Raw genomic sequence first — 12098 nt, forward strand, 5'->3', positions numbered from 1 at the left:
CGCCGTGTGTCCGCCGCTCCGCTAAACACGGGGGCTGCGCGGCGGACACGCCGACGTCACAGCTACTGCCACGCCATTTTTGCAGAACTTGACGCACACAACTGGCGGGACAGCGCCCCCCTCTGTCCTGCCGGACATCTCCCCCACATGGGGGGAGATCGGCTAACATCCCGGCGTTTGCCACTTCCAATCGATGGTGCGCAGCGCCCAAGCTGCCAATCTCCCCCCTCGTGGGGGAGATGTCCGGCAGGACAGAGGGGGGCGCGACGAATCGCTACAGATTGCAGTTGATCGGCCCCGCCCTAATGCGCCTCTTCCCAGTTGTTGGCGGCGCGGGCGTCGACGTGCAGCGGCACCGACATCGATACCGCCGGCATGGCGGCGTTCTCCATGACGTGGCAGACGACGGGAATCGTCGCCTCGACCTCGGCTTCGGCCGTCTCGAAGACCAGTTCGTCATGCACCTGCAGCAGCATGCGGGCGGAAAGCTTCGCCTTCTCCAGCGCCTCGTCCATGCGGATCATGGCGCGACGGATGATGTCGGCGGCGGTGCCCTGCAGGCGTGCGTTGATCGAGGCGCGCTCGTTGAACGCCCGGATCGAGGGGTTTGACGATCTGATCTCCGGGTAGTGGATGCGGCGGCCGAAGATGGTCTCGACGAAGCCGTGCTCGCGCGCATAGGCCTTGGTGGCGTCGATATAGTCGCGGATGCCGGGGAAGCGCTCGAAATATTTCTTGATGTAGTCACCGGCTTCTTCGCGTGCGATCGACAGCTGGTTGGCGAGGCCAAAGGCCGAAATGCCGTAGATGATGCCGAAATTGATCGCCTTGGCACGGCGGCGCACTTCCGAAGGCATGCCCTCGACCGGCACGTTGAACATTTCCGAGGCGGTGATGGCGTGGATGTCGGCGCCGTCGGCGAAGGCCTGCTTGAGCTGCGGGATTTCGGCGACATGGGCGAGCACGCGCAATTCGATCTGGCTGTAGTCGGCGGAAACCAGCTTGTTGCCCTTGTCGGCGATGAAGGCCGTCCTGATCTTTCGCCCCTCGACGGTGCGCACCGGGATGTTCTGCAGATTGGGATCCGAGGACGACAGCCGGCCGGTCGTCGTCGCGGCAAGCGCGTAGGAGGTGTGGACGCGCTTGGTGTCGGGATGGATGAAGCCGGGCAGGGCATCGGTATAGGTCGATTTCAGCTTGGTCAGCTGGCGCCAATCGACGATCTTGCGCGGCAATTCGTGGCCTTCGGCGGCGAGGTCTTCGAGAAGCTGCGCCGAGGTCGACCATTGGCCGGTCTTGGTTTTCGAACCGCCGGGCAGGCCCATCCTGCCGAACAGGATGTCGCCGAGCTGTTTTGGCGAGCCGATGTTGATGCGCTCGCCGACCAGCTGGTAGATCTCGTCCTCGAGCCGCGCCGCACCTTGTGCCAGTTCGCCGGAGAGCCGCGACAGGATCTGCCGGTCGACGGAGATGCCGCGTTGTTCCATCCGTGCCAGGACTGGCACCAGCGGCCGTTCCAGCCGTTCATAGACCGAGACCAGGCCCTTGGCGGCAAGGCGTGGCTTCAGCACCTGCCAGAGCCTGAGCGCGACGTCGGCGTGCTCGGCGCCGTAAGCCGTCGCCTTGCCGAGGTCGGCCTGATCGAGGCCGACGAAGTTTCTTCCCGAACCGGCCAGTTCCTTCAGCGGAATGGTCGCGTGGCCGAGCCATTTATCGGCCAGCGCCTCCAGGCCATGGCCACCATGGGTGCCGGCCTCGAGCACGTAGGAGATCAGCATGGTGTCGTCATAGGGGCCGATCTCGATGCCATGACGGCTCATGACGACGAGGCGGTATTTCATGTCGTGCACGATCTTGAGGACAGATTTGTCCTCGAGCAGCGGCTTGAGCAACGCTAGTGCGTCGCGGATCGAGATCTGGTTGTCGACCGCGCCGCCGCCGAGCAGGTCGCCATTGCCGTTTTTATGGGCAAGCGGCACGTAGGCGGCATGGCCAGGCGCGACGGCCATGGCAAGGCCGATCAGTTCGGCCCGCATCGGATCGGGCGAGGAGGCCTTAACGTCGAAGGCGACGATGCCTCTCTCCATCGCCTCGGCGATCCAGGCCTTCAGCGTCGCGGCGTCGCGGATGCAGGCGTAGGCGCCGGTGTCGATCTTGCGGGCGGTCGCAGCCTCCAGGCGAAGCGCCGAAAGCAGCGATGGGGTGTCGCCTTGCTTGGCTTCGGCCGGGACTTCGGAAGCCGCTTCGTCCGACGGGGGTGCGCTCTCGGCGGCCGCGGGCACGCCAAAACCCATATCGGGGCCATGCGCGGTATCGGCACGCTCTATCGTGACGGCAGTGGCCGCAACGTCGCCCGCGTCGGTTCCGGTCGCTTCGGCGACGCGGCGGGTCAGCGTCGAGAATTCCATGGTCTTGAGAAAGCCGATCAGCCTGGGACCGTCCGGCGCGTGCAACACGAATTCGTCAAGCCCTTCGGTCACCGGCACGCCGTTCTTCAGCGTCACCAGATCACGCGAAATGCGCGCCTTGTCGGCGTTGGCGATGATCGATTCGCGCCGCTTGTCCTGCTTGATCTCGCCGGCGCGGGCGAGCAGCGTATCGAGGTCGCCGAACTGTTCGAGCAATTGCGCCGCCGTCTTCGGCCCGATGCCGGGCACGCCTGGCACATTGTCGACCGAATCGCCGGTCAGCGCCTGCAGGTCGATCATTTTCTCCGGCGGCACGCCCCACTTCTCGATCACCTCGGGAACGCCGATCTGGCGGTCCTTCATCGGGTCGTACATGGCAACCGTTGGGCCAACCAGTTGCATCAAATCCTTGTCGGAAGAGATGATGGTGGTGTCGGCGCCGGCTTCGCAGGCAAGCCGGCAATAGGTGGCGATCAGGTCGTCGGCCTCGTAGCCTTCCGTTTCGATGCATGGCAGGTTGAAGGCCCTGGTCGCCTGACGAATCAGGCCGAATTGCGGGATCAAATCTTCCGGCGGCGCCGAGCGGTTGGCCTTGTATTCGGGGTAGAGGTCGTTGCGGAAGGTTTTCGACGAATAGTCGAAGATCACGGCGAAATGCGTCGGCACGATGCCGACATCGGTGTTGCGGGCGTCCTGCGTCAGCTTCCAGACCATGTTGCAGAAGCCGAGCACGGCACTGGTCGGCAGCCCGTCGGACTTGCGCGTCAGCGGCGGCAGTGCGTGATAGGCGCGGAAGATGTAGCCGGAGCCGTCGATAAGGAAGAGATGATCGCCTTTTTTCATGGCACGAGGGATAGCGCGGCGCAGCGCCGCGGTCCATGCCAAAGGCGGCTTGTGGCAAGCGTTCCGGCAACACCCTGACAAATGGCGCGAGATCGGCCGACCCATGAGGGCTTGGCCGGAGCTTTGTTCGCTCACGCCTATGTTACGAAAGTGTAATTTTTGTGCCCTTGAATCGCCACGTTCGCAGACACAGATAAACGCCATCGGCAGTTTTCGCCGAAGTCCGGAGCAAGGCCCGTCCCCCGCCTATCCCGGACACTTGCGGCAGCCTATCCCCCCTCTCCGGGCTGCCGCATCGTTTCGAGTAAGGCCGCCGTGGTTCCCCCTCCACCACGGCGGCATTTTTTTGCCTTTCGACCCGATCCTGCCCGTGGCCCAACGTTCGCGGGCTTTCCGTTTGGCCGCATGGGCTCTAGATTCGCCGCCAGAATCGAAAGGCCCGCCTATGTCCGCAGTTTCCCCTGTCCTCGACCGCCTCGACAAGAACTTCGACCAGAGCCTGGAACGCCTGTTCGGCCTGCTCAGTATCAAGTCGATCTCCACCGATCCGGACTACGCGGCCTACTGCCGCAAGGCCGCCGAATGGCTGGTCGCCGAGCTCAAGTTGATCGGCTTCGACGCCAGCGTGCGCGACACGCCAGGGCATCCGATGGTGGTCGCGCATCACGACGGGCCAGCCGGCGCGCCGCATCTGTTGTTTTACGGCCATTACGACGTGCAGCCGATCGATCCGATCGAGTTGTGGGAAAGCGACCCGTTCGCGCCGGCGGTCAAGGAGATCGAGCCCGGCCACAAGGTGATCACCGGCCGCGGCGCGGCCGACGACAAGGGTCAGCTGATGACCTTCGTCGAGGCCTGCCGCGCGTGGAAGCAGGTGCATGGCGGATTGCCGTGCCGAATCACGATCCTGTTCGAGGGCGAGGAGGAGTCCGGATCGCCGTCGCTGAAACCGTTTCTCGAGGCGAATGCGGACGAGCTCAAGGCCGATTTCGCGCTGGTCTGCGACACCGGCATGTGGGACCGCGATACGCCGTCGATCTGCGTCTCGCTGCGCGGGCTGGTCGGCGAGGAGATCACGGTGACGGCCGCCGACCGCGACCTGCATTCCGGGCTGTATGGCGGTGCGGCCGCCAATCCGATCCGCATCCTGGCAAAAATCCTGGCCGACATCCACGATGAGGATGGTCACGTCACCATTCCGGGTTTCTATGACGGCGTCGAGGAAACGCCCTCGCAGATATTGCAGTCGTGGCTGTCGCTGGGCGAGACCGCCGAGACCTTCCTCGGCCCGATCGGCCTGTCGATTCCGTCCGGCGAAAAGGGCCGCTCGGTGCTCGAACTGACCTGGGCGCGCCCGACGGCCGAGTTCAACGGCATCATCGGCGGCTATACCGGCAAGGGCTTCAAGACGGTGATCGCCGCGCAAGCCTCGGCAAAAGTCTCCTTCCGCCTCGTCCACAAACAGGATCCGGCAAAAATCCGCGCCGCCTTCCAGGCATTCGTCAGGCAGCGCGTTCCGGCCGACTGCTCGGTTGAATTCCATCCGCACGGCGCCTCGCCGGCGATCCAGCTTTCCTACGACTCGCCCTTTCTCGCCAAGGCCAAGCAGGCGCTGTCCGACGAGTGGCCGAAGCCGGCGGTGGTGACCGGCAGCGGCGGCTCGATCCCGGTGGTCGGCGATTTCCAGACCTATCTCGGCATGGAATCGCTGCTGGTCGGTTTCGGTCTTGACGACGACCGCATCCACTCGCCGAACGAGAAGTACGAGATGAGCTCTTTCCACAAGGGCCAGCGCTCCTGGGCGCGCATTCTCGAGGCGCTGACACGCTGAAATTGCGTCACAATCAACTTTGTGTTGATTTTTCACCGGATCACGGCAAGGACGGGCACGGCCCGTCGCGTATCGCTGCACGGGGCCGCGACCGGAGAAGACGATGAGCGACATACGTTTCCACAAAAACGATTTGCCCGGCCTGCTGCATTACGATGTCGGGGCGGTCGCTATCGACACCGAGACGCTCGGGCTGAACCCGCATCGCGACCGGCTCTGCGTCGTGCAGATCTCACCGGGCGACGGCTCGGCCGACGTCATCCAGATCGCGCCCGGCCAGAGGAAGGCGCCGAACCTCGTCAGCCTGCTGAAGAATCGCAGCATCACCAAGCTCTTCCACTACGGCCGCTTCGATCTCGCCGTACTCTACAACGCCTTTGGCGTCATGCCGGAGCCGGTGTTCTGCACCAAGATCGCGTCGCGGCTGACGCGCACCTACACCGACCGGCACGGGCTGAAGGACATCTGCTTCGAGCTTCTCGGGGTCGGCCTGTCGAAGGCGCAGCAATCCTCGGACTGGGCGGCCGAGACGCTGTCGCCCGAGCAGCTCGAATATGCCGCCTCCGACGTGCTCTACCTGCACCGGCTGCGCGACGTGCTGAGCGCGCGGCTGGCGCGCGACAACCGGACCAGGGAGGCCGATGCCTGCTTCCGCTTCCTGCCGACGCGTGCGAAACTCGACCTGATGGGCTGGGATGAGGAGGATATCTTCGCCCACAGCTAATGGCCTTCATGATAATTCTACTCCGGCGGCCATCTGGCGCAGTTTTCTCCGCTTCCGGTGCTCACGGACCCAAATGTCCGCTGCGCTCCGGTTCTCGAAAACCACGCCATATGTCTCGCCGGAGCGAATTCTCATAAAGGCCATCGGCCAGGAACCGAGGGCGCTTGTCCCGGCGCTCCGTTCGCTTCACCGGGAGGAATGGAAATGGCTGCGCGAAAACCGATCGAAACGGCACCCAAGGACGGTTCCAAGGTCACCGTCTACTGGCAGGATAGGGACGGCGTGATGAACGAAAGCATCGCGCAATACCGTTCGCTCGACCGGCTGAAGGCGGCCGGCGGCGACTGGGACGAAAGCGACGCCGGCTGGTGGGCCTATACGGACGGCCATACGCAAAAGAAGATCGAACCGATCAGCTGGCGGCCCGCCTCCGACGACCCGGACGCGGACGACTGAGGGTGGTCGCAACCGTCGAACTGAAGTGATTATTCTGAGGCGAAGCGTATTTTGTTCTTGCTTTGTGCCGGCAGCTATGCTATTAATCCCGCTATGGTGCTTATTGGCGCCAACGACCCGCCTGCCGAGGCGGGTTTTTTCGTTTCGGCTTTGGCACTGTCGCGAGCCGGGCGTGCTTCGCAAGTGATTGAATACAGTTTACTTCGATTTTTCCCGATTTAACCCGCCCTTAAATCGCCGCATCTAGTCTTCAACCCGAACGCCATAGGCATGGGGAAGACAGCACAGCGCATGGCGAACCGGAAAGACAGTCGCATCGAACCCAGCTTCGAGGCATCGCCGGGGGCGAGATCCTCGGCCGGTTTTTCGGTGAGCGAGGAGGACCGCGTCGTGCCGAACAACCGCAAAGCCGCCGCAAAGCGCAAATCGACCAAGGCCAAGCCGTCACGCGGCGGGCGCGGCAAAGGCCGGCGCGGCGCGTTCGGCGTGCTTGGCCGGCTGTTCTACTGGTGCTTCGTGCTGGCCATCTGGGGCGGTATCGCCACTGCCGGCATCGTCGTCTATTACGGCGCGAAAATGCCGGCGGCCACCACCTGGGCCATTCCCGACCGCGCCCCCAACATCAAGATCGTCTCGGTCGACGGCCAGCTGCTTGGCAATCGCGGCATGAGCGGCGGCGAGGCCGTCGGCCTGCACGAAATGTCGCCCTATATTCCCGAGGCCGTCATCGCCATCGAAGACCGCCGCTTCTATTCGCATTTCGGCATCGACCCGATCGGCCTTTCCCGGGCAATGATGACCAATGTGCTCGGCGGGCATTTTTCGCAGGGCGGCTCGACGCTGACCCAGCAGCTGGCCAAGAACCTGTTCCTGACGCCGGACCGCACGCTGGAGCGCAAGGTGCAGGAAGTGCTTTTGGCGCTGTGGCTCGAGCACAAGCATACGAAGGACCAGATCCTCGAAATGTACCTCAACCGGGTCTATTTCGGCTCGGGCGCCTATGGCGTCGAAGCGGCCTCGCGCCGCTATTTCGGCAAGAGCGCGCGCGACGTCACGCTGTCGGAGGCGGCACTTCTCGCCGGTCTGCTCAAGGCGCCGTCGCGGCTGTCGCCGGCACGCGACCCAAAGGCGGCCGAGCAGCGCTCGCAGCTGGTGCTCGCCGCGATGCGCGACGAGGGCAAGATAAGCGCCAAGGAGATGACCACGGCGATGAGCGCGCCGGCGACGCGCGCGCCGTCCTACTGGACCGGCTCGGAAAACTATGTCGCCGATACGATCATGGAAGAACTGCCCGACCTGATCGGTGACGTGCGCCGCGACATCGTCGTCGACACGACCGTCGATCTGACGCTGCAGAAGCTCGCCGAGCAATCGATCCGCCGGCTGATCGACCAGAGCGGCAAGAAGCTCAATGTCAGCCAGGGCGCGCTGGTGTCGATCGACAATTCCGGCGCGGTGCGCGCCATGGTCGGCGGCTATGATTATTCGACCAGCCAGTTCGACCGCGCCTCGGAAGCGCGCCGCCAGCCGGGCTCGGCGTTCAAGCCGTTCGTCTATATGGCGGCGCTGGAATCCGGCCGTACGCCGGACAGCGTGCGCAATGACGCGCCGATCAAGATCGGCAACTGGACGCCCGACAATTACGGCGGCAAATATTTCGGCAAGGTGACGCTGGCGACGGCGCTGGCAAAATCGCTGAACTCGGTGGCCGCGCAGCTGACCATGGAAGTCGGACCGAATGCGGTGGTCGAGGCGGCGCACCGCATGGGCATCCAGTCCGAGCTGACGGCCAACACTTCGATCGCGCTGGGCACCTCGGAAGTGACGCCGCTGGAACTGACCTCGGCCTATGTTCCCTTCGCCAATGGCGGCTATAAGCCCGACATCCATTTCATCCGCCGCGTCACGACGAGCGACGGCAAGGTGCTCTACGAAAACAATGGCGGCGGTGCGCCGCGCGTCGTCAAGCCCGATGTCGTCGGCATGATGAACTCGATGATGACCGGCACGGTCGAGATCGGCACGGCCAGGAAGGCGGCGTTCGCCTGGCCGGCGGCCGGCAAGACCGGCACCAGCCAGAACTCGCGCGACGCCTGGTTCATCGGCTATACCGCCAACCTCACCACCGGCGTCTGGTTCGGCAATGATGACGGCAGCGCGATGAAGAAGGTCACCGGCGGCGCCTTGCCCGCGCAGGCCTGGCACGAGTTCATGGTCGCCGCGCATGAGGGCGTGCCGGTGCGGCCGCTGCCCGGAACCTGGAAATCGACGCCGCCCGACACCGTCGTCCCGGACGAGATACCGGCCGACACGGCACCGCCGGCGCCGGTCGCGTCCGTTGGCCAATCGGCGCCGCCTGCGGCAGCTACGCAGCCCGCTTCGCGTCCCGTGCGCCCTGCTGAGACGGTCGATGCCGGCGGCCTTGCCATGCCGGGCGTCGACAGTGCCACCGGATCGATCAAGCATCCGGTGCCGCCCGGCGAAGTTGGCGGCCCGGTCAAGAAGCGGCAGACCTCGATCCTGGACATTCTGGGCGGAGGTTAGGCGATGTCCGGTGAACCGGCCAAGCCGGCTGACGTCAAAGGATACAAGCGTCTAAGCACGTGGCAGTGGCTCTTGCTGCTCGGGATGACCGTTTGTGTCGTGGTCATTCGGCATCTGCCGTATCTCTATTTCCCCAATCCGGCATACCTCGATCAGGAAAGAATCGGAGCGGTATACGGCTCCGTCATCATGGGTCTTTTGTTGCCTTATGGGGTGGCCTGGGGCGTTGCGCGTCTGGCCGGGCGCTCGCGTGGCGCGTTCCTAGGGGTTATCTGGACGTTGGCGGCTCTGGTCTTTGTTCTCAATCTCGGCCTGTATGTGCAGTGTCCGACCTGCTATTGAACGGTTGCCAGCAGCCACGCAACCGGCCCTGTGATCTTCTGGCGGCCTCTCGTCATTGTAACCATATTCGGTTAGATCACGCGCCGGAGACCGCGACATGGCTGAACCCGACACCAGAAAAACCATCGTGCTGACCGGCGCCAGCCGTGGCATCGGCCATGCCACGGTCAAGCGCTTTTCACGCGAAGGCTGGCGCGTCATCACCTGCTCGCGCCAGGCCTTTGCCGAGGACTGCCCGTGGCCGGCCGGCCCGGAAGACCACATCAAGGTCGATCTCGCCGACCAGGAAGATGTCGGCATCGCCATCTCCGAGATCCGCCACCGGCTCGAGGCCCATGGCGGGCAGTTGCACGCGCTGGTCAACAATGCCGGCATCTCGCCGAAGCTCAAGGACGGCAACAGCCGCATGAACTCGATCGACACGCCGATGCATGTCTGGCGCGACGTCTTCCAGGTGAATTTCTTCGCGCCGATCATGCTGGCGCGGGGCCTGTTCAAGGAGCTGGCGTCAGCCAAGGGTTCGATCGTCAACGTCACCTCGATCGCCGGCACCCGCGTGCATCCTTTCGCCGGCACCGCCTACGCGACCTCGAAGGCGGCACTCGGCTCGCTGACGCGCGAGATGGCGCATGATTTCGGTCCGCACGGCATTCGCGTCAACGCCATTGCGCCGGGCGAGATCGACACCGCGATCCTGTCGCCGGGCACGGAAAAAATCGTCGAGACCATTCCGCTGAGGCGGCTCGGCACCACCGCGGAAGTCGCCGACATCATCTTCTTCCTGTGCTCGCAGCAGGCGTCCTACGTGACCGGCTCAGAAATCCACATCAACGGCGGCCAGCACGTTTGAGCGGTTGGTTTTGATCAATCGTTGACGCTGCCCCTCATCCCCCTGCCGGGACCTTCTCCCCGTGAAGAACGGGGAGAAGGGGCTTGACCGCTACGCTGGCGGGGCAGCGCAGGCTTAGGCTGCCGTGGGCGCTTTCGGTGCTGCCAAAACCTCCTCGACGATCCCGCGGGCGATCTCGCGTTCACCCATGATGACGGTGTCGGCACCAAGGCCCTTGAGGTGCTCGACCTCGGCATCGGAATGGGCGCGGGCGATGATCTCGATTGTCTGATTGGCGGCGCGGGCGCGCAGCACGACCTGCCCGGCCTCGAAGGCGTTGGGGATGGCCAGGATCAGCCGCTTCGCGCCCTCGGCATTGGATGCGGCGAACACGTCGCCATTCGCCGCGTTGCCGGCCACGGTTTCGACGCCTTCGGCCTTGAGCTTCGCCAACGTCTTGTCGGCATCCTCGATGACGAGGAAGGGCAGGGCGGCCTGCTTCAGCGACGCGCCGACGAGGCTGCCGACGCGGCCGTAGCCGATCAGGATGGTGTGGCCGGTCAGCCTCGTCCTGGGCGGCGGGCCATCCTCCTTCGCGGGCGCCGCGACCGAAGCCACCTGGCCGGGTTCGGTCGCCGGGCCGATCGGCCTTGCTTCGCCGGACGGCGCCGTCCTGCCGGCGCGTGCTTCCAGCCAGGGTTTCATCCGGTCGGCGGCAAGAAACATCAGCGGATTGAGGACGATCGACAGGATGGCGCCGGCGAGGATGAGGTCGCGGCCTTGTTCGGGCAGCAGTTTCAGCCCGACGCCGAGTTCGGCCAGGATGAACGAGAATTCGCCGATCTGGGCAAGGCTTGCCGAAATCATCAATGCCGTTGCGACCGGATAGCGGAAAACGACGACGATGACGAAGGCTGCCAGCGACTTGCCGATAACGATGATGGCCAGCGTCGCCAGGATCGGCCAGCCATTGCTGATCAGGCTGAACGGGTCGAACAGCATGCCGACCGAAACGAAGAACAGCACGGAAAAGGCGTCGCGCAGCGGCAGCGATTCCTCGGCCGCCCGATGGCTGAGCTCGGATTCGCTCATGATCATGCCGGCGAAGAAAGCGCCGAGAGCCAGCGACACGCCGAACAGCTTGGCCGCGCCGAAGGCGACGCCAAGCGCAATCGCAAGCACCGCCAGCCGGAACAGTTCGCGCGATCCGGTATGGGCGACATAATGCAGGATCCAGGGGATAAGCCGGCGGCCGACCACCAGCATGACCACGACGAAGGCGGCGACCTTGGCCAGCGTCATGCCGACGACGCCCCAGACGCCGTAGCTCGCCGGCAGCGACAGCAGACCGCTGGAGTGCACCTCCACCTGCTCTTGGCCGCCGAGCACGCCGGCCAATGCCGGCAGAAGCACCAGCGCCAGCACCATCGCCAGATCCTCGACGATCAGCCAGCCGACGGCGATGCGGCCACGCTCGGTCTCGATCAGCCGCCGCTCCTGCAGGGCACGCAACAGCACCACGGTCGAGGCCACGGAAAGCGCCAGGCCGAAGACCAGCCCAGCGCCCATCGACCAGCCGAGCATCCAGGCAAGGCCGGCGCCAAGAGCTGTCGCGAAGCCGATCTGCACAATGGCGCCGGGCACAGCGATGGCGCGGACCGACAACAGGTCCTTCAGCGAAAAATGCAGGCCGACGCCGAACATCAGCAGGATGACGCCGATCTCGGCAAGTTCATTGGCGAGGCCGGCATCGGCAACGAAACCCGGCGTGTTCGGTCCAACCAGAACGCCGGCGATGAGATAGCCTACCAGCGGCGGCACGCGAAAACGATTGGCAAGTGCGCCGAAGACGAAAGCCAGCCCCAGACCGGCGACGATGGTGGCGATAAGGGGCGTGTCATGCGGCATTGTCTATGGAGCGCCTTCGGGAATCGCGATGTCGGACATGCGCCGTCCAAAAGCCGCCGCCTTGGCAGTATGGGGGCTGGGACAGTCGCGAGACAACCCGCAATCCCTATGAAATCGATGGCAAAGAAGCAAAAGGCAGAAAGCCGGCAAGCGTTGCCACCCGGCGCGGCCTGCTCCAGGCAGGTTATTGATACCGAAATGAAAGTTGCTGCG

General features: G+C 64.4%; 8 protein-coding genes. 6 read left to right on the forward strand and 2 right to left on the reverse strand.

Annotated elements, in window-relative coordinates; genetic code table 11:
* Positions 1–302 precede the first annotated feature (302 nt).
* Positions 303–3251, reverse strand: coding sequence for a DNA polymerase I (gene polA, locus NKH37_RS30200; RefSeq protein WP_353005909.1), 2949 nt, complete (start codon positions 3249–3251; stop codon positions 303–305).
* Positions 3252–3696: 445 nt separating this feature from the next.
* Between polA and NKH37_RS30205 the strand changes: the two genes are divergently transcribed.
* From NKH37_RS30205 to NKH37_RS30230, 6 genes are all read left to right on the forward strand, one after another.
* Entirely contained in the window at positions 3697–5082 is a 1386-nt protein-coding gene (locus NKH37_RS30205) for a M20/M25/M40 family metallo-hydrolase (protein ID WP_352483602.1), read from the forward strand.
* 103 nt (positions 5083–5185) lie between these two features.
* Complete coding sequence (locus NKH37_RS30210; protein ID WP_031193995.1) at positions 5186–5806, forward strand: ribonuclease D; 621 nt, start codon at positions 5186–5188, stop codon at positions 5804–5806.
* 204 nt (positions 5807–6010) lie between these two features.
* A complete protein-coding gene (locus tag NKH37_RS30215) occupies positions 6011–6262 on the forward strand; it encodes a hypothetical protein (protein WP_352483601.1) in 252 nt (83 codons plus the stop codon).
* Between the two features lie 291 nt (positions 6263–6553).
* Positions 6554–8806 (forward strand): transglycosylase domain-containing protein, encoded by a 2253-nt coding sequence (locus NKH37_RS30220; protein ID WP_023718931.1) that lies wholly within the window; start codon positions 6554–6556, stop codon positions 8804–8806.
* Between the two features lie 3 nt (positions 8807–8809).
* The gene (locus NKH37_RS30225; RefSeq protein WP_352483599.1) at positions 8810–9148 is read left to right on the forward strand and encodes a hypothetical protein; all 339 of its coding nucleotides are present in this window, start codon (positions 8810–8812) and stop codon (positions 9146–9148) included.
* Between the two features lie 97 nt (positions 9149–9245).
* Positions 9246–9998 carry an SDR family NAD(P)-dependent oxidoreductase gene (locus NKH37_RS30230; RefSeq protein ID WP_023718933.1) on the forward strand — a complete coding sequence of 251 codons (753 nt, stop codon included), beginning with the start codon at positions 9246–9248 and terminating at the stop codon, positions 9996–9998.
* 114 nt (positions 9999–10112) lie between these two features.
* Here the strand turns inward: NKH37_RS30230 and NKH37_RS30235 are convergent, their stop codons facing one another.
* Positions 10113–11885: a cation:proton antiporter domain-containing protein gene (locus NKH37_RS30235; RefSeq protein WP_353042174.1), complete on the reverse strand. Its 1773-nt coding sequence runs from the start codon at positions 11883–11885 to the stop codon at positions 10113–10115.
* Positions 11886–12098 lie beyond the last annotated feature (213 nt).

The sequence above is a fragment of the Mesorhizobium sp. M1217 genome, from assembly GCF_040318275.1.
In the GTDB taxonomy this organism is placed as follows: Bacteria; Pseudomonadota; Alphaproteobacteria; order Rhizobiales; family Rhizobiaceae; genus Mesorhizobium.